Source organism: Longimonas sp. (assembly GCF_046498435.1).
Classification (GTDB): Bacteria; Bacteroidota; Rhodothermia; order Rhodothermales; family Salinibacteraceae; genus Longimonas.
Window position 1 is genome coordinate 1 of sequence record NZ_JAWOAR010000350.1, and the last position, 26296, is coordinate 26296.

Annotated in this window: 24 protein-coding genes; 14 read left to right on the forward strand and 10 right to left on the reverse strand. The window is 60.2% G+C overall.

From position 1 onward, the window contains the following. Nucleotides 1–82: 82 nt before the first annotated feature. The 5 genes from R6U20_RS13660 to pgsA all read right to left on the reverse strand — a co-directional run bounded on the left by R6U20_RS13660 (nt 83) and on the right by pgsA (nt 4643). Nucleotides 83–811 (reverse strand): phosphatase PAP2 family protein, encoded by a 729-nt coding sequence (locus tag R6U20_RS13660; protein WP_410338391.1) that lies wholly within the window; start codon nt 809–811, stop codon nt 83–85. Further along, nucleotides 804–1856, reverse strand: coding sequence for a recombinase RecA (recA, locus tag R6U20_RS13665; protein WP_410338392.1), 1053 nt, complete (start codon nt 1854–1856; stop codon nt 804–806). Before recA ends, R6U20_RS13660 begins: the two co-directional genes overlap by 8 nt. A 147-nt stretch (nt 1857–2003) precedes the next feature. Then, nucleotides 2004–3296 carry a competence/damage-inducible protein A gene (locus R6U20_RS13670; protein ID WP_410338393.1) on the reverse strand — a complete coding sequence of 431 codons (1293 nt, stop codon included), beginning with the start codon at nt 3294–3296 and terminating at the stop codon, nt 2004–2006. 32 nt (nt 3297–3328) lie between these two features. Then, nucleotides 3329–3988 carry an orotate phosphoribosyltransferase gene (gene pyrE, locus R6U20_RS13675; protein WP_410338394.1) on the reverse strand — a complete coding sequence of 220 codons (660 nt, stop codon included), beginning with the start codon at nt 3986–3988 and terminating at the stop codon, nt 3329–3331. A 49-nt stretch (nt 3989–4037) separates the two neighbouring features. Next, on the reverse strand, nt 4038–4643 hold the full coding sequence (gene pgsA, locus R6U20_RS13680) for a CDP-diacylglycerol--glycerol-3-phosphate 3-phosphatidyltransferase (protein ID WP_410338395.1): 606 nt from the start codon (nt 4641–4643) through the stop codon (nt 4038–4040). Nucleotides 4644–5023: 380 nt separating this feature from the next. On the opposite strand from pgsA, the gene dnaK reads away from it, so the two are divergent. The 5 genes from dnaK (at nt 5024) to R6U20_RS13705 (ending at nt 10789) form a co-directional block, all read left to right on the forward strand. Beyond that, nucleotides 5024–7015 carry a molecular chaperone DnaK gene (gene dnaK / locus R6U20_RS13685; protein ID WP_410338396.1) on the forward strand — a complete coding sequence of 664 codons (1992 nt, stop codon included), beginning with the start codon at nt 5024–5026 and terminating at the stop codon, nt 7013–7015. A 312-nt stretch (nt 7016–7327) separates the two neighbouring features. After that, nucleotides 7328–8344, forward strand: a complete 1017-nt coding sequence (locus R6U20_RS13690) for a lysylphosphatidylglycerol synthase transmembrane domain-containing protein (protein ID WP_410338397.1) — start codon at nt 7328–7330, stop codon at nt 8342–8344. Further along, on the forward strand, nt 8341–9510 hold the full coding sequence (locus tag R6U20_RS13695) for a glycosyltransferase (RefSeq protein WP_410338398.1): 1170 nt from the start codon (nt 8341–8343) through the stop codon (nt 9508–9510). Before R6U20_RS13690 ends, R6U20_RS13695 begins: the two co-directional genes overlap by 4 nt. Before the next feature lie 2 nt (nt 9511–9512). Further along, nucleotides 9513–10211, forward strand: a complete 699-nt coding sequence (locus R6U20_RS13700) for a polysaccharide deacetylase family protein (RefSeq protein ID WP_410338399.1) — start codon at nt 9513–9515, stop codon at nt 10209–10211. Between the two features lie 155 nt (nt 10212–10366). Then, nucleotides 10367–10789 (forward strand): Uma2 family endonuclease, encoded by a 423-nt coding sequence (locus R6U20_RS13705; protein ID WP_410338400.1) that lies wholly within the window; start codon nt 10367–10369, stop codon nt 10787–10789. Nucleotides 10790–10792: 3 nt separating this feature from the next. On the opposite strand, the gene R6U20_RS13710 is transcribed toward R6U20_RS13705, so the two are convergent. The 3 genes from R6U20_RS13710 to R6U20_RS13720 form a co-directional block, all read right to left on the reverse strand. Continuing rightward, the gene (locus R6U20_RS13710; protein ID WP_410338401.1) at nt 10793–11665 is read right to left on the reverse strand and encodes an alpha/beta hydrolase; all 873 of its coding nucleotides are present in this window, start codon (nt 11663–11665) and stop codon (nt 10793–10795) included. A gap of 75 nt (nt 11666–11740) precedes the next feature. Further along, nucleotides 11741–12661, reverse strand: coding sequence for a diacylglycerol/lipid kinase family protein (locus tag R6U20_RS13715; protein WP_410338424.1), 921 nt, complete (start codon nt 12659–12661; stop codon nt 11741–11743). 84 nt (nt 12662–12745) lie between these two features. Continuing rightward, nucleotides 12746–13285, reverse strand: coding sequence for a gamma carbonic anhydrase family protein (locus R6U20_RS13720; protein WP_410338402.1), 540 nt, complete (start codon nt 13283–13285; stop codon nt 12746–12748). 531 nt (nt 13286–13816) lie between these two features. On the opposite strand from R6U20_RS13720, the gene fbp reads away from it, so the two are divergent. The 5 genes from fbp (at nt 13817) to R6U20_RS13745 (ending at nt 20513) form a co-directional block, all read left to right on the forward strand. After that, the gene (fbp, locus tag R6U20_RS13725; protein ID WP_410338403.1) at nt 13817–14890 is read left to right on the forward strand and encodes a class 1 fructose-bisphosphatase; all 1074 of its coding nucleotides are present in this window, start codon (nt 13817–13819) and stop codon (nt 14888–14890) included. Between the two features lie 45 nt (nt 14891–14935). Next, complete coding sequence (locus tag R6U20_RS13730) at nt 14936–15682, forward strand: hypothetical protein (protein ID WP_410338404.1); 747 nt, start codon at nt 14936–14938, stop codon at nt 15680–15682. Nucleotides 15683–16189: 507 nt separating this feature from the next. Beyond that, entirely contained in the window at nt 16190–18307 is a 2118-nt protein-coding gene (glgX, locus tag R6U20_RS13735) for a glycogen debranching protein GlgX (RefSeq protein WP_410338405.1), read from the forward strand. 509 nt (nt 18308–18816) lie between these two features. Next, the gene (locus R6U20_RS13740; protein WP_410338406.1) at nt 18817–19212 is read left to right on the forward strand and encodes a hypothetical protein; all 396 of its coding nucleotides are present in this window, start codon (nt 18817–18819) and stop codon (nt 19210–19212) included. Between the two features lie 272 nt (nt 19213–19484). Continuing rightward, a complete protein-coding gene (locus tag R6U20_RS13745; protein ID WP_410338407.1) occupies nt 19485–20513 on the forward strand; it encodes a hypothetical protein in 1029 nt (342 codons plus the stop codon). A gap of 55 nt (nt 20514–20568) precedes the next feature. Here R6U20_RS13745 and R6U20_RS13750 read toward each other — a convergent pair whose 3' ends face one another. Together R6U20_RS13750 and ytxJ are read right to left on the reverse strand one after the other, a co-directional pair. Then, complete coding sequence (locus R6U20_RS13750) at nt 20569–21210, reverse strand: TlpA family protein disulfide reductase (RefSeq protein ID WP_410338408.1); 642 nt, start codon at nt 21208–21210, stop codon at nt 20569–20571. Nucleotides 21211–21216: 6 nt separating this feature from the next. Continuing rightward, nucleotides 21217–21576: a bacillithiol system redox-active protein YtxJ gene (gene ytxJ / locus R6U20_RS13755; RefSeq protein WP_410338409.1), complete on the reverse strand. Its 360-nt coding sequence runs from the start codon at nt 21574–21576 to the stop codon at nt 21217–21219. A 115-nt stretch (nt 21577–21691) separates the two neighbouring features. On the opposite strand from ytxJ, the gene R6U20_RS13760 reads away from it, so the two are divergent. The 4 genes from R6U20_RS13760 (at nt 21692) to R6U20_RS13775 (ending at nt 26222) form a co-directional block, all read left to right on the forward strand. Next, on the forward strand, nt 21692–23491 hold the full coding sequence (locus R6U20_RS13760) for a M3 family oligoendopeptidase (protein ID WP_410338410.1): 1800 nt from the start codon (nt 21692–21694) through the stop codon (nt 23489–23491). Next, nucleotides 23481–24152: an SAM-dependent methyltransferase gene (locus tag R6U20_RS13765; RefSeq protein WP_410338411.1), complete on the forward strand. Its 672-nt coding sequence runs from the start codon at nt 23481–23483 to the stop codon at nt 24150–24152. The genes R6U20_RS13760 and R6U20_RS13765 overlap by 11 nt, the downstream gene beginning before the upstream one ends. A 161-nt stretch (nt 24153–24313) precedes the next feature. Continuing rightward, nucleotides 24314–25249 (forward strand): universal stress protein, encoded by a 936-nt coding sequence (locus R6U20_RS13770; RefSeq protein ID WP_410338412.1) that lies wholly within the window; start codon nt 24314–24316, stop codon nt 25247–25249. 73 nt (nt 25250–25322) lie between these two features. Further along, nucleotides 25323–26222 carry a universal stress protein gene (locus R6U20_RS13775; RefSeq protein ID WP_410338413.1) on the forward strand — a complete coding sequence of 300 codons (900 nt, stop codon included), beginning with the start codon at nt 25323–25325 and terminating at the stop codon, nt 26220–26222. Nucleotides 26223–26296: the final 74 nt, after the last annotated feature.

The window sequence follows — 26296 nt, forward strand, 5'->3', positions numbered from 1 at the left end:
GCGTGTGAAACGTGTTGTCGGATTGGAAGATTGGCTGGGGTGATCAATAGAGGGGCCCTCAACGATTAGACCTGACAGGTCTTTAGTAATCCAACGGCACAGCAATCCGCACAGCGGGCCTGTCCACGCCCTCGTGTGGGTCGAACATGGTGGGGGTGATGGCGTCGCCGAGGAGGTGGACAAGCACGGCCATGCCGCTGCCGATGGCGGTGCCTACGGCGACATCGCTCACGTAGTGCACGCCCAGGTGGACGCGGCTGAGGCTGGTGCTGGTGGCCCACATGGCGGCGGGGGCGATCACGTACCAACGTGGGTGGCTCAGACTCCACGAGGTGGCCATGGCGGCGGCCAGTGTGGCGTGCCCCGAGGGCATGGCCGTGCGGTCGTCGAGGGTGAGGGCGCGGGACTCGGTGTCGGCAAGGCCGTCGCGGCGCGTGACGAGTCCGGCGGCGTAGGGGCGGGGGCGCTGGATGATACGTTTCAGGCTGAAGGTAACGGCGTACGCCCCGGTCATGGAGAGACCGAGGCGGTAGGCGCTGGCAAAATCGGGCTGTGACTGTGTGGCCAATGCGTACCCACCAGCCGCGACGGGTCCGCTCAAGAAGAGCGGCAGGGCTATGCGATCTGCGACAGTTGACAGTTCAGGCAGCGGAGACCCCGCACAGTACAGGGCGACTGAGGTGCGAGCATCCCAGTGCGGGAGGTCGGAGGCGGTGCAGGCCGGGGCTTGGGCCTGTGCTTTCCCCTGTACCCCTACCGTGAGGAGCAGCAGAACCAGCGCAACCCAGCCCCGGGTGCAGCGCTTACGCATCGTCCTTGTCTTCTTCTTCGTCTTCGACGTCTTCTTCGTCGGGCTCGATCATGCCGAGTTCGATGCGAACCTGGCGCTTGATTTCTTCGCGCTCTTCGTCGTGCTCTTTCAACCATTCCTTGGTGGCTTCGCGGCCCTGCGCAATGGTGTCGTCGTTGTAGGAGTACCAGGAGCCGCGTTTCTCGATGATGTCAGCCTCGGCACCCAGATCAATGAGTTCGCCCAGCGAGGAGATGCCTTCGCCGTAGATGATCTCGAACTCCGCCTCTTTAAATGGCGGGGCCACCTTGTTTTTCTTGACGCGCACACGGGTTTTGTTGCCGATGACGTCGGAGCCGTCTTTGACGGCGCCAATGCGGCGGATGTCGAGGCGTACCGACGAGTAGAACTTGAGGGCGCGTCCGCCGGAGGTGGTTTCGGGGTTGCCGAACATGACCCCGATCTTCATGCGGATCTGGTTGATGAAGATGAGGCTGGTTTTGGTGCGGTTGATGGTTCCGGCCAGCTTGCGCAGGGCCTGACTCATAAGGCGGGCTTGCAGGCCCACGTGGGTATCGCCCATGTCGCCTTCGAGCTCGGCCTGTGGCACGAGGGCTGCTACGGAGTCGATGACGACGACATCGAGCGCGCCGCTGCGCACCAGCGTATCGGCAATGTTGAGAGCCTGCTCGCCGGTGTCGGGCTGCGAGATGAGCAGCTCATCGGTGTCAACGCCCAGGTCGCCCGCGTAGTTGGGGTCGAAGGCGTGCTCGGCATCGATGAATGCGCACGCGCCGCCCAGCTTCTGGGCTTCGGCGATGATGTGGGTGGCCAGGGTCGTTTTGCCCGACGACTCGGGCCCGTAGATTTCGATGATGCGTCCGCGTGGGACGCCGCCTACGCCGAGGGCGTTATCGAGGGCGAGTGAGCCGGTGGGAATGGCTTCGACTTCTTGAATGGGCTCGTCGCCCAGGCGCATGATCGAGCCTTTGCCGTGCTCGCGCTGGATCTGCTTCACGGCGAGGCCGAGGGCTTCGTCTTTTCCGGATCCGTTGTTCTTGGCCATGGCAGTACAGGGGAAGCGTCAGTCGAGGAATAGGAAGAACCGGCGGGGCACTGGGATGCCGGGTGGTGCTATACCAAAGGCGGTAGATAGAGTGCCGAGTGCGCTGTGCAATTCACGGCAAGCCTGTGGCGGTGCAGTTAAGACCCATTAAGCCGTGGAATCGTAACGTGGGGAGGCGGCCGCCTGACCCTTGCGCCGGTTGAGTTGGCGGCGCATCATGTCGAGGGCGGCAGTGGCGAAGAGGGCTTTGTTCATGTGGCGGTCGTTCACGAAGCGAACGTGTGTGGCGTGGGTACCGTGGGCATCGGCATAGCCAATCCAGACGGTGCCTACGGGTTTGGCGTCGCTGCCGCCGCCGGGCCCGGCAATGCCGGTGGTGGCTATGCCGATGTCGGTGCCGAGTGCGGCGCGTACTCCTTCGGCCATCTGCCGGGCCACAGGTTCGCTAACGGCTCCGTGCGAGGAAATAACCTCTGCATCCACCTGTAACTGGTTAATCTTGACTGCGTTGGCATAGGCTACGATGCCGCCCGTGTAGTAGGACGAAGAACCCGGCACGTTGGTCAGGCGGTCGCCTACGAGTCCGCCGGTGGCGCTTTCGGCGGTGGATACGGTGAGTTGGTCGTCGGTGAGGCGGCGTCCGAGCGCTTCGGCGAGGGAGACGTTGCCGGTGGCAAAGATGTGGGCGTCGGCGCGGTCGCGGATGCGCGCTTCGGCGGCATCGAGAAGCTGGGTGGCGGTGTCGGAGTCGTCGGCGCGGGCGGTGAGGCGCAGGCGCACGCCGCTGGTAGAGGGCAGGTACGCCAGCGACACGCGCTCGGGCAGCAGGGCGTCGACATCTCCGATTTCCGCTTGCAGGTCCGATTCGCCGATGCCGGTGGTCTGTAGCGTGCGGTGCGCCGTGGAGCGCAGGTCGGTGCGTTCGTCCAGAAGCGGCTGTACGGAGGCGTCGAAGATCGCCTTCATCTCTGACGGCACACCCGGCAATACGACGAGCAGAGCGCCTTGCGAAGCCTCGCCCTGAAAACGGAGTCCGGGGGCGGTGCCAATGGGGTTAGCGAGCTTCTCGAATCCTTCGGGGACGTCAGCAATCTGGGCGGCGCGGTCGGGCACGGGACGATTGCGCTCGGTGTAGTAGGTCTGCAGGCGCTTCCAGAGCGCATCGTCGCGCTGCATCTGGACCTCCAGGAAATCAGCGACGGCAACTTTGGTGAGGTCGTCGTGCGTGGGTCCGAGTCCGCCGGTAATCACGACGAGGTCGGCGGCGGCACAGGCGTCGTTCAGGGCTGCACGGATGCGGTCGTTGCGGTCGGTGAGCGTACGTCCCTCAACGACCTCCAGGCCCATCAGGCTCAGGCGCTCGCCGAGCCAGGCGGCATTGGTATTCACCGTTTGGCCGATGAGAAGCTCGTCGCCGATAGAGAGAAGATACGCATCCATAATGATGGCGGGGCACAATGAGAAAAAGGGCGTCAGGTGGCAGGCGACCAGTCGGCAGGAGCGCGGTGCCAGCGCATCACATCGTCGTAGGCGGCAGGCGAGAGGCGGCCCGTATCGCGTGCCACCTGGGCAAGCGTCTCGAACGTGGTGAGCGCGTGCAGCGAGCAGTCGGCGTCGGCGAAAGCCTCGCGGGCGGTAGGAAAGCCGTACGAGAAGATGGCGAGCACGCCCTGCACGGATGCGCCCGTGCGCCGCACGCCTTGCACCGCGTCGAGCGCCGATCCGCCGGTGGAGACGAGGTCTTCGACGATGAGCACGGTGTCGTCAGCGCGTACACGCCCTTCGACCTGGCGGCGGCGTCCGTGCGACTTGGCGGAGCCGCGTACGTAGGCGAGTCCGGTGTGCAGGCGATCGGCCAGCAGGGTGGCGTGCGGAATGCCGGCGGTGGCGGTGCCTGCCACGACGCGAGGCAGTTCGTCTTGCGCGGCGCAGTACGCTACGAATCCCTCTTGGATGCGAGCGCGGGCCCCGGGCGCATCCAGCAGCACACGGTTGTCGCAGTAGACGGGAGCGACCCATCCCGAGGACCAGGTGAACGGGTCGTTGGGGCGCACTTGCACGGCCTTCTCATTCAGCAGCACATGTGCAATGCGATGAGCAAGGGAGCGAGGAGCGGTCGTGCAAACGGACACAGGCAGCGGCGACGGGTGAGCAGAACAGCGGCAGAGCGTTTGCGCGGTGTCATTGCGACACCGAGCGGGGCGGGTTCGGGCGGATGGTTTCTTCCTGGGGGGCAATCGCGTAGAGGAGCCCGGTGCCTACAGTGAGCAGCACAACCACAATCAGTGCGCCGTACAAGATGTGGCTGTTGATGAGATACGTAGCAAAGTCGCTGGCCACTGGCCCGCTATATTGAGCCACACGCACGCACAGAAGCGCAAGCAGAAAGGCCATTTGCGCGGCGGTTTTCGACTTGGCGATGCGGAAGGTAGCCAGCGTGCGGCCCTGGGCTTCAGCATAGCTGCGCAGGGCGGTAACGCCTACGTCGCGGAGTGCAATGGCCCCGACGGCCCACCATGGCACCACCTCCGGCTGCACGAGGGCGAACATGATAAAGAGGCCCAGCACGAGAATCTTGTCGGCGAGCGGATCCAGGAACTGGCCGAAGCGCGACTTTACGTTCCAGGCGCGCGCCAAGCGGCCATCGAGGTAGTCCGAAGCCGAGGCAACGAGAAACAGCACCAGCGCCGATGTCTGCCCCCACCACGTAGGTACCGTGAGCAGGAACAGAACGACCGGCGTAAGCAGGATGCGTCCAATGGTAAGTGCGTTGGGCAGGTAGCGCATAAATAAGAGGGCTCGCGTGGATGGCCCGAATGATATTGGCAGACCCGGAGGGCGGTTTCCCGATGTGTGCAGAGATCTGTTGAGCACGGAGCAGGCCAGGCGGATATGATGCTATGTGAGAAGCCATGGGAACCGAGCAAAGCATCCCTCTGCACGCACGCTGTCAGGGCAGTGGCGCAATGACATACGCCGCTCTGGCACGATCTTGGGGATACGGAGGAATTAGCAGTCACCGCGTCCGGTCAGGCTGTCAATGTGACACGCCTGCAGACGGGTACGGCCTTCCGGCATCGTGTTTGAGAGCACAAACAAGTGACAATCGCAATGTGCGATAGTTACCGATATTCACGTGCTCTGTTGACTGAAGCATCTGCAAATCCATGGGTAAAATTATAGGCATAGACTTAGGAACGACCAATTCGGTCGTCGCGGTCATGGAAGGCGACGAGCCGAAGGTGATCGAGAATGCGGAAGGCGCCCGCACGACGCCGTCGGTTGTTGCGTATAAGAAAGATGGCGAGCGGCTGGTCGGGGCACCGGCCAAGCGGCAAGCCATTACGAATCCCGAAAACACGGTGTCGTCGATCAAGCGGTTTATGGGCCGCAAGTATGACGACCTGAACGAGGAACTGGACGAAGTGCCCTACGAGGTCGTCCGCGGCGATGGCGGTACGCCCCGCGTAAAACTGGGCGACCGCGAGTACACGCCGCAAGAGATCTCGGCGATGATCCTGCAGAAGCTGAAGCAGACCGCCGAAGAGTATCTCGGCGAGGAGGTCACGGAAGCCGTGATTACGGTGCCCGCGTACTTCAACGATGCGCAGCGCACGGCCACCAAAGAGGCGGGCACCATTGCGGGGCTTGAAGTGAAGCGTATCATTAACGAGCCGACCGCAGCCTCGCTGGCATACGGCCTCGACGACGAGAAGGATCAGGTCGTAGCGGTGTATGACCTTGGTGGGGGAACCTTCGACGTCTCCATTCTCGAACTGGGCGACGGCGTCTTTGAGGTGAAAGCCACCTACGGCGACACGCACCTGGGCGGCGACGACTTCGACCAGGCGCTCATCAACTACATTGCCGATCAGTTCCAGCAAGAGCAAGGCGTTGACCTCCGCAAAGACGCGATGGCCCTTCAGCGCTTGAAGGAAGCCGCTGAGAAAGCCAAGATCGAGCTGTCGAGTTCCACCTCGACCACAGTGAACCTGCCGTTCATTACGGCGACGGACGAAGGGCCCAAGCACCTGAATCTGGACATCAACCGGGCCAAGTTCGAGCAGCTCATCAAGAAGCATGTTGATCGCACCATCCCGCACATGCGGAAAGCGATGGATGATGCGGGTTACAGCAAGGGCGACATCGACGAAGTGTTGCTCGTAGGCGGCTCCACGCGCGTTCCGCTCGTTCAAGAAACCGTTACCGACTTCTTCGGACGCTCGCCCAACAAGTCGGTCAACCCCGACGAAGTGGTTTCGCTTGGCGCGGCCATTCAGGGCGGTGTGCTCAGCGGCGATGTTGACGACGTACTGCTGCTGGACGTAACTCCGCTCGGGCTCGGCATCGAAACGCTGGGCGGTGTGATGACACAGCTCATCCCGGCGAACACGACCATTCCAACCAAGAAGAGCGAGGTGTTCTCCACCGCCGCCGACAACCAGAAGTCGGTTGAGGTGCACGTGCTTCAAGGCGATCGGGAGATGGCCAAAGACAACCGCACCATTGGCCGCTTCCACCTCGACGGCATTCCGCCGGCCCCGCGTGGCACGCCGCAGATTGAGGTGACGTTCGACATCGACGCGAACGGCATCCTGAACGTGTCGGCCGAAGACAAAGCCACCGGCAAGGAGCACTCCATTCGCATCGAAGCTTCCAGTGGGCTTAGCGAAGAGGAGATCGAGAAGATGCGGCAAGAGGCCGAGGCCCACGCCGAAGAAGACAAGCTGCGCAAGGAGCGGGCGGCGACCATCAACGAGGCAAACTCGATGGTCTACACCACGCAGCAGAACCTCGAAGAGTATGGAGACAAGGTCCCCGAAGACAAGCGGGAGGCCATCCAGCAGGCCACCGACCGTGTTGAGGAACTCCTCGAAACGGCCAGTGCCGATAAGGATGTGAGCGAACTCGAAACCGCGCTGGAGACGCTGAACGAGAAGTGGTCTGCCGCCAGCCAGGAAATCTATGCCGCGCAAGCTGAAGAAGCAGGCGCTGCAGGACCAGGCGCTGCCGGACCAGGCGCTGCAGGACCAGGCGCTGCCGGACCAGGCGCTGCTGGAGGCCCACAAGCGCAGCAGCCGCAAGGCAATGGCACCGCCGATGACGACGAGGTCCACGACGCGGACTACGAAGTCGTTGACGAAGGCGAAGGCAAGTAGTAAGCTGCATTTGCCACCCTGCTTAACCGCGCATAGTGGTCTATGCCTACAACGCCCCGCTGGCTGCGTGCTGGCGGGGCGTTGTGTGGTTTAGGGGGGAAAGACAAGGAGCATCTTCGCCTGCATATCCTTACCGGAACTCCGAACAGGCCACTGCATGGTGAAATGGGCCTCGTATCCACAAGTGCGCCTCCTATTCTATTGCGTGTGCCAATTGTGTAGAGCAGCTGCTGGCATCGGGTTGGCACACGAACAGGTCCGCTTCCGTAGGAGGGAGCGCTCCGCCGTACCATTCCGTGGAACTGTTATTGCATGACCGCCCTGCGTTCTCGTCTTGCTACCCTTGCGAAAGCTGCACTCGCGGCGATCATCGTTGGGTACCTTGTCGTTGTTGTTGATCCATCCGAAATCTGGGCCACGGCTCGCGCCGCCAATCCATGGTTGTTGGTGGGAGCCATTGGGCTGGTGATTCCCAACCTGTGGGGCAACGGGCGCGCCTGGGCAGCGCTTATGACGCCGCTCATTCCGGCGATGTCTGCACGCACAATGTGGAGAGCGCTCATGGCAGGCTTTGCGATGGGATTCTTCACTCCTGCACGCGTTGGCGAGTATGCCGGACGTGCGTTTAGCGTGGTGTATCCCAACAAGTGGTCGGTTACAGCAACCGTTCTGCTTCAGCGTCTTATTGACCTGGTCATTGGCTTGTGGGCAGGGACCGTTGTGCTGGCTGCGAGCTGGTACATGGGGGCGCTTCCGGCACAGGTAGGATGGGGCGTGTCGTGGGGCGTGGTACTGAGCGCTGGTGTGGCGTTTGCCGGGGTGGTCACCCTCCTGCTTCTAATTCCGAAACAGGTCCTTCGTGTAGCCGAACGGCTTCCGGAGCGCTGGGTAGCATGGGGCGCCCATCTTTCGTTTTTGGATCGTCTGTCGCGGTCTTGCATTGGAGCATCGTTTGGATGGTCCATATTTCGGTATGGCGTATTCATCGTGCAGATGGCCGTGCTCGTACAGGCGTTTGATCCGTCCGTCGCGTTTGTTGGGGCCTTTGCCGGGGCTGCGCTGGCGTACTACATTCGGTATCTGCTGCCCATGCCAACACTCATGGACCTGGGCGTGCGCGAAGGAGCGGCAGTCTTCTTTTTACCTCTCTTTGGGGCAGACCCCGCTGCGGCGTTGAATGCTTCCCTGGTTGTGTTTGCGCTGAACATTGCCGCCCCCTCACTGGTTGGTGCGCTGTTCGTGCCGGGACTCTCCTTTCGGCATGCGTCGGTCTCGGTAGCCGAGACAGTTCCGCCATCTTCTACAGATCAATCTTCTTCGTCTGCATGACGGTTTCTTTGCTCTGGTGGTTGGTAGGGGGCGCATGTGCGCTCTACGGCATCGGTATGGCTGCATTGGCCTACGGGCGAATGCGCAGTGCCCGTGCGCTCTCTGACCGCGCGCTGCCCAATCAGATTTCGGTCGTCGTCCCTGCTCGGAACGAAGCCGAGGCGCTTCCAGCGTGTTTAGATGCGCTGCAGAACCAGACACTTCCCGACCACACCACCCTGGAAATTATCGTAGTCGATGATCAGTCGAACGATGCCACGTTCGTGCGCGCCCAGCGCCGACTGCGCACAGCGGTCTCTGTAGGGGACGATGAACCGAGCGCCAATACAGCTGCCCTGCACCAGACCCATCGCCTGCCCGATGCCTGGGGCGCAGGCAAAGAAGCAGCCGTCGCCTACGGGGCGGCGCAGGCCACGGCAGACGTGGTCCTCGTGGTCGATGCCGACTGCGTGCCGCCGGACACCTGGGCCGCCACCCTGGCTCGCGCCTGCACGGCCAACACCCCCCTCGTGTGCGGGCCCGTCCGCTATGATGTTGATGCCGAGCGCTGGCTGGAGCGCTTTCAGGCGCTTGAGTTTCTCGGGCTGAATGCCTACGGGGCGGGTACGGCTGGACTCGGAGTGCCTACCATCTGTAATGGGGGCAACATGGCCGTGCATCGCTCCCTGATGGAGGCGCTCCCCGATGAGCAACGCACAGCGCATCTGGCAGCCGATGAACTGCTGTTGCAGCACGTTGCCTACCAGACCAATAAGCAGGTGCGATACCTGTGGCAGCGTGCGGCCTGTGTAACGACCGCCCCCGCTCCGTCGTGGCAGGCGTTCTGGCAGCAGCGCAAACGGTGGGCTCACGCCATGCGCTCGTATCACCGCACCCCATGGTTCTTTTCCATTGGCATCTTTGGGGTGCACGCGGTGCTCCTGGCTGCATGTGTCATTGGACTGAGCGATCCGAATGCGCTCTCGCAGCCTGCCGTAACGGGGCTTCTTGCCAAGATGGGGGCCGATCTGCTGCTCGTGCTTCCGGCCTCGCACACCGTGGAGCACCGCGACCTGATGCGTTCCTACATCCCCGCGTCGCTTCTCCAGCTGATATACGTGGTCGGCGCTGGGCTCCATGGCGTGTTTGGGGCCGTTCAGTGGAAAGGACGCACCGTCTCCGAGTAGCTATGCCGTACGCTTTGCCTCCAACTGCACACAGTTGGCTCCCGTGGTGGACCAGCGTTGGCACGCGTTTGCTACGCCGGTGGTGGCCGCACACGTGGTGGCGCATGCCGCCCCGGCGCGCCCATTCACCCACCGTGTACCTTACGTTCGACGACGGCCCCACTGCCGTCGCCACCGACGCCATTCTGCGCATCCTACACCGCTACCAGGCCCGCGCCACCTTCTTTCTGATCGGGCACCATGTAACCGCGCATCCGAAGCGGGTGCGGCGCATTGTAGAGGCCGGGCATGCCGTGGGCAATCATACCTTTACGCATGTGGATGCGTGGCAGACCGCCCATGCAACCGTCGTGAACGAACTGGAGCGCACTGCCCAGGTCATTGAAGCGCATACCGGATGTGAGGCCCCGCTGCTTCGTCCGCCATACGGGCACCTGACCCCGCAGCTTTGCCAGTGGGCCGGACGCCAGAATGGGCGCGTGGTGATGTGGGATGTGATGCCTGCCGACTTTCAGCGCGGGGCTTCGGCCACATCGGTGGCGCGCTTTACGACCGCGTACGTGCGCCCCGGAAGCATTGTGGTGCTGCACGACAACCCGATGACCGAACCCGTCACCCTGGAGGCGCTGGAGAGCATTCTGCGCTGGGGGCGCGCTCGGGGCTGGCGCTTTGCGGCCCTGCCTGCACCAGCATCTCGATGATGAGACGGGCACTTCTGCATCCCCTGTTCATATACCGAATGTCTACATCCTGCTCTCTTGCAGCCTCTGATGCTATGGACACGCCAAGCGTATCCCAACAACGTACAACCCAAACGCCTCCTGTCTCCGCGTACGAGCAGGAGCGGGGAAAGCCTATGCCCAGCAAACTGCACAGTATCACGCAAAAGAAACTCATTCTTGCACTTCATAAGTTTGAGCCTCCATACACCGTATTCAGCGAACTGACGGTCGAGCTTTCAGAGCGTTACTTTACGCCAGACATATCGGTGTACGAAGAGCGTGCGATCGACTATACGTTTGACGAAGTACGCATGACCGAGCCGCCGCTGCTCACGGTCGAAATTGCCTCGCCCACGCAGGGCGTGCAGCCCCTGATTGACACGGTTCGTTTTCTGCTGGGCGAAGGCGTGCAGTCGTGCTGGCTGGTGCAGCCGCAGTTGCGCACCATCACGATATATCATGGCGATATGCAGCACACCACCTACGCCGACGGATCGGTGACCGACCCCAATCTTGAGATCACCATCGACCTGGCCGACGTGTTTGCGGTCGCATAGCTGCTACTCGTGCACGCTGTTTTGCACGTCGGCAAGCAGCGACCGGTAGGCGGTGCGCATGGCATCGGAGGCGTACAGTTCGTTGTGCCCGCCACCTTCTACGATAACAAGCTCTTTGCTGGAGGTGCGTGCGTCGTCGTAGAGCGTCTCGGCCATCTCGGGCGGCGTAATGCCGTCGTCGGAGCCGCCTACAATAAGCAACGGCCCCTCAATGCTGGCAATGCGCGTCCGGTTGTTCTCCTGGCGCAGCGAATCGGCAAAGTCGAAGCCTACAAACAGCCGCAGGTACCACGGCAGAAGCGCCTTTTCCCACGCCTCAACGTTCGTAGCCGGGTTCTCCAGCACCACGCCGCCTACGGGGCGTTCGTTGGCCAGATACGTGGCCATGAATGTGCCCAGCGAGTGCCCGTGCACGACCAGCTGCTCGGGATCAACATCCAGTTCTTCGGTCACGTAGCGGTACACAGCCAGCGCATCCTGCTTGAGATGGGCCACGGTGGGCTCCCCCTCGCTCTTGCCATAGCCGCGATAGTCCCACGTCAGCGCACGGGTGGGGAGGGCCGCAAACGCATCCACATAGCCCGTAGATTGCACAAGGTAGAAGCCCTGTCCGCCAAAAAACAGGACCGTCGATTCAGATGCATCGGGCACAAGCCACCAGGCGTCGAGGGCCACCGAATCGGGCTCGGACGTGTAAATCGTGTGCTCCTCCAGCGTAACGTCGTCCTGGTTGAAGGTGGCTGGGGTGATAGACGGCTTGGGCATGAACACGTCGTCTTCGGCAATGGGAATGGAGCCGCAGCCGGTGCACCCGGCCAGAATCAGCAGAAAGAGGAGAAGCGGAGCAAGCTGCGATGCTGTAACAGGACGAGCCATCATTGCAGGGTATTTAGGGGATGCGCATGGATGTATCTGTACCCCACACTGAAAAGCGGGTTTGGAACGACCCTGCTACGCCTTGGGAGACGGAGAACACACCATGGGCACGAGTCCCGGTTCTACGACGAACGCGTTGGGCGCGTGCGACAGCAGTTCGCCATCGGCGTTGCACACGATTGGCGGGTCGGTCTCGACCTGAACGGATTGGGCGGTGTAGGCGGTGACCAGCGGGTGGTTGATGTAGCATCCGGTAAGGACCTGCCGTACGACGCCTGCAATTTGCGAGGGCGAACCGGCCCGCACAGTCACCACGTTGAGCTGTCCGTCGAACGGGTCGGCGCCAGGAGCCACCTCCAGCCCGCCCGCGGCGGTGGCGGCGTTGGCAACAACCACATTCAGGACATCGGAGCGCGCCATGGGGGTGCCGTCGAGCGTGAGGGTGAGGTCGTAGCGGCGCAGCTTGGGTAGCACCTGTGCTGCGCCCATCACGTAGGCCAGCGGGCCGAGCAGCGATTTGGGGCCGCGCGACAATGCCTTGTCGATGTATCCGCCAAAGCCACCCACGCACACGTTAAGCGCAAGCCGCTCGGTGACCCCGCGATTCTGGATAGCGAGAGCATCCATAGGGCGCGGGGGCGCGGTGCAGGCAAGGTGCAGTGCTTCGGGGAGCGCTTCGGGCAGGGCAAGGCTGCGGGCCAGGTCGTTGCCCGTGCCCACCGGTGCAAGTCCGACCGCCTCGGCCTGGGGGAGCACACCCATGCCATGTAGCGTGTTGACGAGCAGGTGCAGCGTGCCGTCGCCACCGGCGGCTACGAAGCGGCGCGTGCCATCGGCCCAGTGGGTGCGGAGCACGGCGCGCGCTTCGCTTGGGCTGTGGGTGATGCGCAGCACGGCGCGGTTGGGAGCCTGCCGGACGGCGGCGCGCAGGTTGCGGAGCGCGGTGCCGCCACCGGCGTCCGCATTGGCAAGAAGTAAGGGTGGGGCGGAGAGCATCACCAGCGAGACCGGGGAGGGAAAAGGAGGCCACCGGGCAAGCACGGGCCGCCATCCATGGAGCACGAAGCGCCAAGCTTTCGCTTATCCATAATACGGATTTTCATCGGGCGTGTCGCGTCCGTCGTGGATGGCGCTGTAGCGCACGTAGTTGTCGGCGTAGGGGCGGATGGTGGCGACCTCCTTGTCGGTCAATTCGCGCACTACGGTGGCGGGCTGCCCGAGCACGAGTGAGCGGGGCGGCACTTCGGTGCCTTTGGTGACGAGCGCTCCGGCCCCGACGATGCTGTGCGTGCCGATGTTGGCGTGATCCATGACGGTGGCGCCCATGCCAATGAGCACGGTGTCTTGGATGGTGCAGCCGTGGATGATGGCGCCGTGGCCCACGGTTACGTAATCGCCGACGACGGTGGGTGCGGTGCCGTGCGTGACGTGCACGACCGAGTTGTCCTGGATGTTGGAGGCAGTGCCGATCTGGATGAAGTTCACATCGCCGCGCAGGGTGCAATGGTGCCAGATGCTGGCGTTCGGGCCCAGCGTAACGTCGCCAATGACCACGGCGGTGTCAGCGATGTAGTTGGAGGCGTCGTACTGGGGCGCTTTACCTAAGAAGGGACGAATCATGTGGGCAAGGGGTTGGCAGAGGCAGCAGAGTATTCGGTAGTAGTCAGACGTTAAGTGATGCGATGCCTACGGGAGGGGCGCGTGTCGCCGTTGGTGTCATGCTGAACGCAGTGAAGCATCGCAGGTCACGCGGACGGAGCACCTGCTTCGGGGATGCGCGATGAGGGCCTGCGCGCCGTCGGATCGCACGCTCCAGCGCCGCCCGTTTCCATCGCTGTATCCCGACAGCTGTCAGGATATCTCAAACGCTTTGCGCTCGCCTACCCGCTTCTTTTTCAGATACTGCTTGGAAAGAGCATGTATAAGATACGAAAGGGAGCTTGCAGAGACAACCGATGATGGCTCGCAAGGCGCCATACAAAACCGATTGAGAGGTAAGTGAAAGGATGAAGTAGCGAAGCGCTTCCATTTTTCGCAGAAAGACGTTGCATCCGAGCCTGCTGATGTGCACATTATGAATCCGGCACTTACCGAAGGGTGCCACGCAGGCTTCGTTTCCTTTCGTTTTTATGACCTGGTCCGTCAGACATTATGAGTGATTCCTCGATTGCTGAACACGCCGACCTGGGCGATTTCAAGACACTTGAGCAATTTATTCTGGAGCAGCAGAATCAGTTTGACCACTCCAGTGGCTCGTTTTCGCGGCTCCTACGCGACATGAGCGTGGCGGCCAAGATAGTAAACCGCGACATGCGCCGTGCTGGTCTGCTCGACATCTATGGGCAGACGGGCGTAACAAATGTACAGGGAGAGGTGCAGAAAAAGATGGATGCACTGGCTCACAAAGAGTTCGTGCTGGCGCTGCGCCGGGGCGGTGAGTGCTGCTTGATTGGCTCGGAAGAGCATGCGGAGGCGATTCCGATTGATGCCAGCAGCGAGTCGGACGGCCACTACATTGTGCTGATGGATCCGCTGGACGGCTCCTCGAATATTGATGTGAACGTGTCGGTAGGCACCATCTTCAGCATCTACCGCATTCCCGACGACGTGCCGACTGCGGAGGCCACGCTCGACGACGCGCTGCAGCCGGGCACCGATCAGGTGGCTGCCGGCTACATCGTGTATGGCTCCTCGACGATGCTCGTGTACACCACCGGGCACGGCGTAAACGGATTTACGCTTGACCCGTCGATTGGCGAGTTCTTGCTGTCGCATCGCAATCTTAAAACGCCAGATCGCGGGCGCATCTGCTCCATCAACAGCGGCAACTATCACGCCTTCGACCAGGGGCTGCGCGACTACCTCAACTGGGTGCAGGAATACGACGAAAACGACCCCAACCGTCCGGCCAAAACGCGATACATCGGGTCGTTTGTGTCTGACTTTCACCGCAATATGCTTATGGGAGGCATCTACATGTATCCGGCCACGCAGAGCAATCCGAACGGCAAGCTGCGCCTGATGTATGAGGCCAATCCGATGGCGTTCTTGATCGAGCAGGCAGGTGGAAAGGCCACCAATGGCACTGACCGTATCATGGAGCTTGAGCCGAAGTCGCTCCACCAGCGCACGCCGCTCTTCATCGGCAGTCCTGACATGGTCGACCGTGCGCACGCCTTTTTGCAAGGCAACGCGCCGCAACAGCGAGCGCCGCAACAGGCGTAGCTTCACTGTACGTGTGCGCTTTTCTCGGTACTTGTTTGCTGCTGTATGGACATTGCTGACTTGCCGACGCGGGCGCCGGAGACGGTGCCCGCTGAGGCCCTTACCGTCACCGATCCGCCCGATTGTACGTTTAGCGGATGGACATCTGACGTGTTCGAGATGCTTGGGCGGCTTCGCGAAACCCCGCACATCGACCAGTACAACAAAGAGAAGCCGCACCTGCATGAGGTCCTGAAGGATCCGTTTAAACGCTATCGCGACGACCTGGTTGTGAACTGGGTGCTGCCCAGCCGGCTCGATTTCGAAACCGAGCGTTACGTGTTTAGCCGTCTTCTCAAGAACGACTTTGGAGCCGGCGGCTGCCACGATAACCTATGGATGGCGTTTTACCGCCCGCATACGAAGCGGCTAAAAGACGTGCAGATCTCTCACCGCATCGACCCCGACGGCTTTCAAGTAGGCATCTTCGTGGGGGCGCACGCTACCGACCTGCTCGATCAGGCGCAGCAGCGCATCCAGCAGGCCCCCGATACGTACGTGGAGCGTGTTAATGCGTGCTTGACCCGGGAAAACTGGCGTTTCTATTACCGTTCGGGGAGCGGAACGCCCACCACGCATACCGATCCACTCAACACCCTGCCCGAAGGCGTGCTCAAGGCCGACGGTATCTGGTTGCGTCGCTTCATGCCGCGCGAGCAGGTGCTGCAATGGGGAACAGGGCTCGTTGCCGAGGCGCTCGATGCCGTACGGCGCGTCTGGCCCCTCTATCGCTTCTACCTGATCGGGGCATAGGCCATCTACGTGAGACTGTATGCACAGTCAATACAAACCCGTCATGGTTTGTTGTTTGCTTCCGATGTAAAGCAAATTTGTTATGCATAATTGCTCATCTGCCTTTCAATAAGGATGCAAAGACTTTTGATTTCTTTGGAAAGGGGATGCATCACAGGAAATATATCCCTATTGTGAAATTATGCCCTTTGGATGTGAGGTTGATACGCAGGATCAAAAAGACGCTTCATTGATGAAAAGGTCGTGCACCGTTGCGCCAAAAGTAAGGCATGTACGCGTAGAAGCTGCGCATCACCCATACCAAAAAAGGCGTATACTGAACCCAGGATATGTAGCATCCCCGAGCTGTACCTGCATGGCATACTGATTGCGCCTGCGTAACACAGCTCCCCCTTGGGATTGTTGTTTTATGGATTACGAGCAAGACGTATGTACCCACAGCGTACCCCCCACCCAGAGAAGCCCCCTCACGAGCGTGTGCAAGACGGCTTACGAATTCGTGCGGGTATGCCATATCCTCGTGGCGCCACGTGGGATGGCATTGGTGTCAACTTTGCACTGCATAGCGCCCATGCCGATAAGGTTGAACTGCTGCTGTTTGAAAACGCATCGGACCAGCAGCCCAGTCACGTGTTTGAAATGCCCGAGCAAACGGGACCCATGTGGCACGGCTACATCGTAAATTTGCGCCCCGGCCAGCTCTACGGATATCGCGTGTACGGCCCGTACAATCCCGAGGCCGGGCATCGCTTTAATCCAAACAAGGTGCTGCTCGACCCCTACGCAAAAGCCATTGGGCGTCCGTTGCAGTGGCACGACAGTCTGTATGGATACGACGTGGACAGCGATCAGGGTGACTTGTCATTCTCTGATACCGACAGCGCCCCGTACGCGCCGCTCGGTGCGGTAGTCGAGGAAACCTTTGCGTGGCAGCGCGACCAGTCGCCGGGCATTCCGTGGGAGGAGACGATCATCTACGAAACCCACGTGAAGGGCGCCACCAAGCGGCACCCCGATGTGCCCCCTGCGCTGCGCGGTACGTACCTGGGGCTGGCCTCTGAGCCGATGATCGACCACTTCAAGAGCCTCGGCGTAACAACGGTACAACTGCTGCCCGTACACGCTAAGCTGAACGATCACTTCCTCGTTGAAAAGGACCTTACGAACTACTGGGGATACAACACATTAGGCTACTTTGCGCCCGAGCCATCGTATGCAAGCAACGGGTCCGTTTCGGCGGTGCGCGACTTTAAGATGATGGTGCGGGCGCTGCATGCGGCGGGTCTCGAAGTCATCATCGACGTGGTGTACAACCACTCCTGTGAGGGCAGCGAACTCGGGCCCACGTTGTCGCTGCGCGGGATCGACAATCACACCTACTACAAGGTGAACCCTGACGACCCGCGCTACTACATTGACTATACTGGTACAGGCAACACGCTCGATCCGGGCGACCCTTATGTGCTTCAACTCATTATGGACAGCCTGCGCTACTGGGTGGAAGAGATGCACGTTGACGGATTCCGGTTCGACCTGGCCTCGACGCTGGCCCGTGAGTTGTACGACATTGACATGCTGGCACCGTTCTTCAAGATCATTCAGCAAGACCCGGTTATCAGTCAGGTGAAGCTTATCGCTGAACCGTGGGACGTGGGGCCGGGCGGCTATCAGGTGGGCGGTTTTCCGTGGCAGTGGGCCGAGTGGAACGGCCGCTACCGCGATTCGGTGCGCAGCTACTGGCGTGGCGACCGCGGACTCAATGGTGAAATTGCCACCCGTATGGCCGGGTCGAGCGATCTGTACGAGCGCTCAGGCCGTCGCCCTTTTGCCTCCATTAACTTCCTGACCGCACACGACGGCTTCACGCTCGAAGATCTCGTAAGCTATGAGCATAAGCACAACGAGGAAAATCTCGAAAACAACCAGGATGGTCATGACCACAACCTAAGCACCAACTGCGGCGTGGAGGGGCCGTCTGAAGACCCGGTGGTGCTGGCGTGCCGCGAGCGCCGCAAGCGGAGCCTTATGAGCACCATGTTGCTCTCGCAGGGCGTACCCATGATCCTGGGGGGCGACGAGCTCTCGCATACGCGGTTCGGCAACAACAATCCGTACTGCCAGGACAACGAAATCACGTGGTACGACTGGAACCTGACGCCTCGCAAAGAGAAGTTCCTGGAGTTCGTGAAGGGGCTCACCGACTTTCGTAAAGCCCATCCAAGCTTCCGGCGGCGCCACTTCTTGAGCGGACCCGAAGACCAGAGCGTGAGCGATGCCATCTGGTGGCATCCCGACGGGCGCGAAATGCGAAGTGAGGATTGGGATCATGACCACCTCACTGCGTTTGGATTCATTCTGCATGGCACCCTCGTGCAGAAAGACAGTCGAGGCAAAGCTGTGCGTGATGACACCTTCTTTCTCGTTATGAATCAGGGCGACGAGCAGCATGTCGTACACCTGCCTGAAAAGCATACCTTGCAGCAGACCTGCGTGCGGTGGACGGTTGTGCCAGAACTGCGCGACGGCCTGGCTACTGCGCAGACCAAGTACGCTCCTGGTGGCATTCTGCGGTTGCCTGGACACACCCTTACCGCTCTGAAAGCCGAACTGGAATCGGATTCCTAACCAGCGCGGTAAGCACGTGCAGAGAGAATAGCGGCACAGAGGCCTTCCCGTACGGTTGACGCCATCCCATAAGGAACGATAGCCCACCCCTGTTTGCTCTTCCCCATTTTTAGTAAGAACTTACGCAGTTGCGGCTCACGAATGTTATTTCGTTGCGAGGCTTGTACCTGTTTAGCGGTCCTCAGGCCGAAAACCCTGCGCATCCACCCCTTAGTCGCTGGCGCGAAAGCTCCCCTCTCCAGCGGAACGATCGGGGGCGGCCCCTTTCGTTTGTCTCCCCCTTCGGTTGAAGGGGGATCAAGGGGGATGTGTGGCACTTCTAACCGGCTTTGCTCCGTCCTTATGCAAGAAAACACGACCATCGGGACCAAAGTGCGTAACTCCTATTAGTGAGGGAGGCATACTGGCCCTGCTTTCTCCACAGGAAATAACGGAACAAATTACTCGGTTCCTCATAGGATGCGGCTGCTTATAGCTTATACTTTACGCTCCTACGGATTACGTGCTCCATGACGCAGAACGTGCAGACCATCCCACTGGATGAACTCTCCGACGATGTGCAGCTCTCAAAGCAGACCATCGTTCGGTGGATTGACCGGCATTTAATCGATGCAGAGTTAGACTGGGCGCTCTCGGACGAAAACGAGGAGGTGCGCATGATCACACTAACCGACGATTCGCTGGATTTCCTGCGGTCGTTTGCCGAAGAGTATCGCGAAGATGTGGTAAGTCGCACCGAAGCGCGCCACATCCTGAAGCAGATCGACCGGAAGAAGATCAAGAAGCTCATCCGGGCCGGCGATGTGAAGGACGTGGAGGTCGACGAAGAGACACGCATCGTGGTGGGCAGCATCGAAGACTACATGCGCCGCCGCGAAGGAAATGGCGAAGAAGAAGAGGAATAGTACGCACGCCCGGACCAATGTACCGGCTCCGCCAAACGTAAAACGCTCGACCGCCACATTGTGTGGAGGGTCGAGCGTTTTGCTGTTGGGGGTAATACAAATCCAGTTGCCGCATTACGGTGAGAACGTACGCAGTTGGAGCTCACACGTCATAGTGACCTGGGCAGCCGTCAGGGGAACGCAGATCCAGGATCCATACAGGCATTCCGGCTATTCATTGTTGCCCAGTATTGGGGTACACAATCCAGTTTGAAACGACTGAACAGCACGCCATGCGGTATCAACACATTTCCGTCATCGTCTTTATAGTTACTCTGCTTTTTGCGGCGTGTAGTGGAGAGCAACAGGCTAAGCAGAGTAGGGCAATCCCCGAGGGCACCTGGGAGCCGCTTCCAAATCTTGAACTGAGCGAATATGGTCTTTATGCAAGTTTCGATGCCAATGACCGGTATCTTGCCTGGATTGAAATGTATGAAAATCAGGTGTTTGTCTATGATCTCAATGCGGATAGCTTAGCCCATCAAATCAGCATTCCAAGAGAGGAGGGGCCTGGGGAGGCTGAACGGATCTTCAGTTTGGCTATAAATCCGAATAACAATGTTTTTATTACGCGTCCCAACGACCCGCGTGTGCCCCGTCTGAATGCAACCCAGTTTGAAGGGTTTGAAACAGTGCAGCTTGCAGAAATTCCTGCACGGATAAAAGGAATAGGCGATGACCTAGTAGCCCTAACGCTCAATGTGCCCGATAAGCTCATGGTACGATTGCCCACCGATGGAGGCCCTGAGATTGCGCTGGGCAGAGACGAACTGGATGTAGATGACGTCTTCGGGCCCAATCCGTTTCTGCAAGCGGGGCACATCACGGCCTCTGATGAGCACGCGGTGTTTAGCGCGCAGTACATGCCTATGCATGTGGTATACACTCTCGAATCCAACGCGCACAACCAGACGATTACCTACGAAGATGTGAGCGATGTGCGCTCGAACGCATCCAGTGCGCAGAGCGAGAGCGGAATGCGGGCAGTTGTCCCTCCTGGGGAAGTAGATCTGCTGCTCCATAATACTGCAGGCGTTCCCAGCGAGCCTACACGTCTGGCAAAACTGTTGGAAGGAGAAGGCGGACGCAACGGCTCGTACTCGCTGGACAACCTTTACATCTACGACTGGACCGCTAACGAAATTTTGAACTCGATCGCCTTGCCTGCCAAGGGAAAGCAAGTAGTCAGCAATTCCAGCGACCTATTCCTATACAGCGAAGAAAACTACACCGTGTACCGATATCTGCCTGAACGGGAATGACGTATCAGCTATTTTCTCTCTCAATCCTTGACACGCAGATGTCTCACTTTCCTCCTCACGACCGGTCGGCCACGGCCTCTTCATCATCAAGCCACGTATCCAGCTGCTCACGTAGCGAATCCACGTCGAACAGGCCCATGATGCTGTGGGTGACCTGGCCGTCGGGGCTGATGAGTACCGTGGTCGGCAAGGCGTACACCGTGCCGAGCGCCTTCTCCAGCTGATCATCTTCCTCAACGACAATCGGATAGTTGATCTCCATGTCTTCCACGAAGGGCGTAACCACCGATTCGCCCTCTTCATCACGCGAGACGCCCACGAGCGTAAGTCCGCGCTCGCCGTACTCGTCGTGGATCTCAATCAGATCGGGGATTTCGTGGCGGCACGGCGGGCACCATGTGGCCCAGAAGTTGAGCACAACCGGGCCCTCCGCCTCATTCAGTGCAATCTCGTCACCGTCCATCGTGGTCAGCGTCATGTCAGGAGCCGGAAAAGGCTCGTCAAGAGCCGATTGCTGCACGTTCGGGTACGACGTATTGCCCGATGTATCGCTGGGGGCAGAAACCTGTGGGGCTTCAGATGGATCGGGCCGGTCGGATGTGTCGCCGCCGCATCCTGTACCCGCAAAGAGGAGTGCTACAAACACGCATACAGTAAGGGCTGTACGCGGCCATACAACAGTAGAGAAAAGACGCATATCCATTTACACAGGTAAATCAAGTTTGCGAAGAGCCTCGGTGAGGCGGTCTGGCGTTACGTGGTTATGATTCAGGTGCTCAATCACCTCGCCCTTGTGCACAATAATTGCCTGAGGCGTTTCGTGGCGCAAGCTCAGGTCATCGGCAATCTGGTTGGATACCGGGCGCGCCGACTGCACCGTAACGCGATACACCGGCCAGTCGGCATGGTCGTCGCTCCACGTGTCAATATTGCGCTGGGCCCAGGCACTGGTCGGGCATGTCGCGCTGTGCTTGTACACCAACACAGGACGTTCAAAAGACGCCTCGCGCGCAGCGTTCCAGTCCGCCACAGAAGCCAGTTCAGAAGCCGTTTCAGAAGCCATAGAAAAAGAAGTCAATCTCAAAAACCAATCAACAAAGCGCAGCAATAAACGTTGCCTGTCACTACCTTGGTGGTAACAATCTAACCGTGCTTATCTCCAGCTGCTCAATTTGATCATGGCACAACGTACGAATTCTGCGAATACGGTGCAGTGGAAACTCAACGACCTCTACGCAACCCCCGATGCGTTACGCGCTGATATGGAGGCGTTACAGGCAGATGCGGAGGCATTTGCCGATACCCACCGCGGTCAGATCGCGGAGTATGACGCACCGGCGCTGGCCGAACTGCTCGATACCTACGAGACCTTGCTCGACCGGGCCGGGCGCGCTCATGCCTACGCGTTTCTGCGCTGGGCTACCAACACGGGCGACGAAAAGCGCGGGGCGCTGCTTCAGCACGTGCGCGAGCAGTATGCGCAGTTGCAGCAGCAGCTCTTGTTTGTGGAGGTCGAGTGGACCCGCGTAGACGACGACCGTGCCGACCAGCTTTTGGAGCACGATGCGCTGGCCCCCTACATACACTACCTGGAGGTAGAGCACGCTCGCGCCGATCACGTGCTTACCGAGCGCGAGGAGCAGGTGCTCTCCGAGAAAAACGTAACCGGCCACAGCGCCTGGACGCGCTTCTTCGACGAAACCCTTGGCGATCAGCGTTACACCGTAGACGGCGACGAACTCTCGCAGCAAGAAATCCTCTCCCAACTCTACGAGCCCGACCGCGACACCCGCCGTACCGCCGCGCTGTCTTTTACGGAGGGCCTTACCGAGTTGCAGCGTCCGCTCACCTTCGTCTTCAATACTGTGCTGGCCGACAAAGCCTCCACCGATCGCCTCCGCGACTATGACCACTGGCTGCAGTCGCGCAACGAGTCGAATCAGGTGGAGCATGAGATGGTCGAGGCGCTCATTGATGCGGTAACCGGGCGCTACGACCTGGCCGGACGTTTCTACCGGCTCAAAAAGAAACTTCTGGGTCTCGACACGCTCTACGACTACGACCGCTACGCGCCCATCCAAGAGGCCACCACCACGTACGAATGGGACGACGCCCGCTCGCTTGTGTTGGATGCGTATGGCACTTTCCATCCGCGCATGGCCGACGTAGCGCGCCGCTTCTTTGAGGAAAACTGGATCGATGCCGCCCTGAGCGAGGGCAAGCGCAGTGGAGCGTTCAGCCACAGCACCGTGCCCAGCGCGCATCCGTACGTGCTGCTCAACTACACCGAGCGCGCCCGCGACGTGCAGACCCTGGCGCATGAACTGGGCCACGGCGTGCATCAGTACCTAGCGCGGGGGCAGGGCGCGCTGCAACAGAGCACACCGCTGACCACCGCCGAAACCGCCTCCGTCTTTGGCGAAATGCTCGTCTTCCAGGAGCTGATGCAGACGCAAGATACGCCCGAAGACGAGCTCGCACTCCTCGTTAGCAAGATCGACGACACCATGGCGACGGTCTTTCGGCAGGTGGCCATGAACCGCTTCGAAGACCGCATCCACACGCACCGCCGCACCGAGGGCGAGCTATCGGCAGACGATTTTTCTGAGCACTGGATGGAGACCCAGCGCGCCATGTTCGACGGCAGCGTGACACTCGGCGACCACTACCGCCACTGGTGGAGTTACATCCCGCACTTTCTGCACACGCCCGGCTACGTCTACGCCTACGCCTTTGGCGAACTGCTCGTGCTCGCGCTCTACGCGCGCTACCAGGACGCCCCCGACGGATTCGCCGACCGCTACCTGTCGGTGCTCGAAGCGGGCGGATCTGAATGGCCGCACCGCCTTATGGAGCGTATGGGCGTAGACCTTACGAATCCCGCGTTCTGGGAAGAGGGACTCCGCGAAGTCGAGGCCCTCATCGACCGGGCCGAATCGCTTGCCGAATCTGCATCTACTCCTGCTCATGCCGGATAATCCTGCTGCATCCCCCGAAACCAGTAACGCACGCGCCAGCAGCCAGCCTGCATTCTGGGACGAACGCTACCAGGCGCACGATCGTCTCTTTGGCCCCGCTCCCGATCCGTTTCTGGCGGATGCGCTGAGCGGCCTTCCATCTGGCACTTCTGTGCTGGATGTAGGAGGCGGCGATGGGCGCAATACCCTTCCCCCAGCGCACGAGCATGGTTTCGAGGTGACGGTGCTCGACTTTGCACCGCATGCGCTCGACACGGCCACGGCTTACGCTAACGCGCACAACATTGCCTGCACCGCACTCCATGCCGACGTGCGCACTTGGACGCCCCAGCGCCGCTACGATGCTGCGGTGGTTGCCTTCGTACAACTGCTGCCCAACGAGCGGACCCGGCTCTACGACCGCCTTCGGACCGCAGTGCGCCCGGGTGGTACGATCATCGGACTGTGGTTTCGTCCCGACCACGCAGGCAAGGCATACGACCGCATCGGCCCGTCGAAGTCCGATCGATACGTGCATGCACAGGAAATTCGCCGTGTGTTTGCCACCGACACCGTGCACACCTGCACAGCGGTAGACCGCACGGTGCAGCAAGGGCCGGTGCTGCGTGGGCAAGCTGCGCTGTTGCAGGTGCATGTAGAGCGTGAACAAGACGAATCTTAGTGACCCTGCCCAAGGAGATGACCCACATGTCCGGTGAGGGAATCCCCCACGATACAGCACGTGATAAAAGCGGTCTGACCTGTTGCAAAACAGGAAGCTGCGTACTATCATAAGACCATAACGTAACATTCGCCTATTGTGTCATAATGCACTTCGCCGGCATGCTCGACATTGACCGGATTCTCGTTCCTCGTGATTTTTCTTCGACGTCGGACCGCGCAGTGCAGTATGCGGTCGACTGGGCGCGCCGGACCGGCGCTACGTTGCATGTGGTGCACGCGAAAGTGCTGCACCAGAACCTGGACAATGAGGTGATGCAAGAAGAACGTGAGACGATGGAGCGGCTCCGGAAGCGCTTGCGTCACTTGCATGGCGATGCTGTAACAAAAGGCGAGGTCGTTCTTGAAGAGGCCGTCGTGCGCGACGTAGCGGCTGCTCCTGCCATCCTTGACTATGCCGACGAACACGACATTGACCTGATCGTGATGGGGACGCACGGACGCCGCGGCATGCGCCGCATGATTCTGGGGAGCGTATCGGAAGAGGTAGTGCGTTATGCTTCCTGTGCGGTACTCACCGTACGCGGCGGTCCGGCTGATCTGGCTGATGCGCCTGCTCCGGTACGCACCATTGGCGTACCGATCGATTTCTCAGAGCACGCTCGCGAGGCGCTACACCATGCTGCAGCGGTGGCAAAACTGCTGGAGGCCGATCTGTTTGCGCATCACGTGATTGAAGATACGCTGCATCCGGCATTTTACGTCGGCGGCGTACAATCGGTGCACGACATCGACCCCGACATTGAGACCAAAGCCCAGAAAAAGCTCGATCGCTTCGTGGGCGACGCGCTCGATGCACCGATGCACGGGGATCTTGCTGTGCGTACTCGTGTGGATGTAGGGCGCGCCTCCCGTCTCATCCCTAAAGTGGCAGAGGAGGAAGAGGTTGACCTCATCGCCATGGCTACGCATGGGCGCACCGGCGGTACCGACTTCAAACTGGGCAGTGTTATCGAGAAAGTGGTGCGTCACGTCGCATGCCCGGTACTCACGGTAAAAGTACACGGACGCAGCCTGCTGGCCGCCGAACCGGCGTAGCGAGATCGCTCCAGCGATCTTCTTGATGCTGTGTTCGCATCGCTTCGATCTACTCCATCCAACCCTTAGACCTATGCTTGCCATTGACCGCATCCTCCACCCCACCGATCTCTCAGAAGGCGCACGGCGGGCTTTTGCGTACGCGGCTTCACTTGCGCATTGGCATGATGCCGAATTACATCTCCTCAACGTGGCAGGACGCCACCAGCACAATTTTAAAGAGTTGCGCGAGAGCTTTCCTGCCGACATCGATATGCTCAACACCTGGGTAAAAGACACCGGCATTAGCCAGTTTACCGCTGGTGATCTGAATATCGTACAGGTGCAAGAAGAAGGAGCTGAGCCAGGCCCCAATATCCTTTCGTACGCCGAAGAAAACCGCGCCGACTTAGTTGTGATGGGTACCCATGGGCGGCGCGGAGTTGATCGCATGCTGCTGGGCAGCGTTGCCGAGGAGGTGTTGCGGCAAGCCTCTTGCCCTGTGTGTACTGTGCGAAACGCCCTCGAAACCGCTCCCTCCGAAGCCGTGCGGCGTATTATGGTGCCTATCGACTTCTCGGAAGCGTCAGAGCGTGCCCTGAAGCATGCACGTGAATTGGCCCTTACGTATGGGGCCGAAATTGTGGCGATGCACGCTATCGAAGAGGTAGTGTTGCCCATGGCCTACGGCATGGCTCCGAAGCAGGTGAATGCCGAGGCGGTGCGTCCTAACGTAGAACAAGCCATAGCCGATCTGCTGGCCGAACATGTGGGGGTTGAGCACGCACGGGCCGAGGTGCGCGTAGGGTATCCTCCGCAAGAAATTCTGGACACAATCACCGACGAATCCATCGACTGGGTTGTGATGGGCACACACGGACGGCAGGGGCTCAACCGGCTTCTCATGGGCAGTGTGGCTGAGCGCATCGTGCGGCACGCGCCATGCCCGGTACTCACGCTCCAAGAAAACAGCCGTTCTATTCTGCCCGGATAGCCATCTGCCCGGATACCCTCACACTACATACGTTGTACTGCACATCCCGAATTGGGGACTGTCATCAATTCGGG

Coding starts and splice junctions, on each gene's coding strand:
- R6U20_RS13660 (WP_410338391.1), bottom strand. CDS start 811: ATGCGTAAGCGCTGCACCCGGGGCTGGGTTGCGCTGGTTCTGCTGCTC.
- recA (WP_410338392.1), bottom strand. CDS start 1,856: ATGGCCAAGAACAACGGATCCGGAAAAGACGAAGCCCTCGGCCTCGCC.
- R6U20_RS13670 (WP_410338393.1), bottom strand. CDS start 3,296: ATGGATGCGTATCTTCTCTCTATCGGCGACGAGCTTCTCATCGGCCAA.
- pgsA (WP_410338395.1), bottom strand. CDS start 4,643: ATGCGCTACCTGCCCAACGCACTTACCATTGGACGCATCCTGCTTACG.
- dnaK (WP_410338396.1), top strand. CDS start 5,024: ATGGGTAAAATTATAGGCATAGACTTAGGAACGACCAATTCGGTCGTC.
- R6U20_RS13690 (WP_410338397.1), top strand. CDS start 7,328: ATGACCGCCCTGCGTTCTCGTCTTGCTACCCTTGCGAAAGCTGCACTC.
- R6U20_RS13695 (WP_410338398.1), top strand. CDS start 8,341: ATGACGGTTTCTTTGCTCTGGTGGTTGGTAGGGGGCGCATGTGCGCTC.
- R6U20_RS13700 (WP_410338399.1), top strand. CDS start 9,513: ATGCCGTACGCTTTGCCTCCAACTGCACACAGTTGGCTCCCGTGGTGG.
- R6U20_RS13705 (WP_410338400.1), top strand. CDS start 10,367: ATGCCCAGCAAACTGCACAGTATCACGCAAAAGAAACTCATTCTTGCA.
- R6U20_RS13710 (WP_410338401.1), bottom strand. CDS start 11,665: ATGGCTCGTCCTGTTACAGCATCGCAGCTTGCTCCGCTTCTCCTCTTT.
- R6U20_RS13715 (WP_410338424.1), bottom strand. CDS start 12,661: ATGCTCTCCGCCCCACCCTTACTTCTTGCCAATGCGGACGCCGGTGGC.
- R6U20_RS13720 (WP_410338402.1), bottom strand. CDS start 13,285: ATGATTCGTCCCTTCTTAGGTAAAGCGCCCCAGTACGACGCCTCCAAC.
- fbp (WP_410338403.1), top strand. CDS start 13,817: ATGAGTGATTCCTCGATTGCTGAACACGCCGACCTGGGCGATTTCAAG.
- R6U20_RS13730 (WP_410338404.1), top strand. CDS start 14,936: ATGGACATTGCTGACTTGCCGACGCGGGCGCCGGAGACGGTGCCCGCT.
- glgX (WP_410338405.1), top strand. CDS start 16,190: ATGCCATATCCTCGTGGCGCCACGTGGGATGGCATTGGTGTCAACTTT.
- R6U20_RS13740 (WP_410338406.1), top strand. CDS start 18,817: ATGACGCAGAACGTGCAGACCATCCCACTGGATGAACTCTCCGACGAT.
- R6U20_RS13745 (WP_410338407.1), top strand. CDS start 19,485: ATGCGGTATCAACACATTTCCGTCATCGTCTTTATAGTTACTCTGCTT.
- R6U20_RS13750 (WP_410338408.1), bottom strand. CDS start 21,210: ATGCGTCTTTTCTCTACTGTTGTATGGCCGCGTACAGCCCTTACTGTA.
- ytxJ (WP_410338409.1), bottom strand. CDS start 21,576: ATGGCTTCTGAAACGGCTTCTGAACTGGCTTCTGTGGCGGACTGGAAC.
- R6U20_RS13760 (WP_410338410.1), top strand. CDS start 21,692: ATGGCACAACGTACGAATTCTGCGAATACGGTGCAGTGGAAACTCAAC.
- R6U20_RS13765 (WP_410338411.1), top strand. CDS start 23,481: ATGCCGGATAATCCTGCTGCATCCCCCGAAACCAGTAACGCACGCGCC.
- R6U20_RS13770 (WP_410338412.1), top strand. CDS start 24,314: ATGCTCGACATTGACCGGATTCTCGTTCCTCGTGATTTTTCTTCGACG.
- R6U20_RS13775 (WP_410338413.1), top strand. CDS start 25,323: ATGCTTGCCATTGACCGCATCCTCCACCCCACCGATCTCTCAGAAGGC.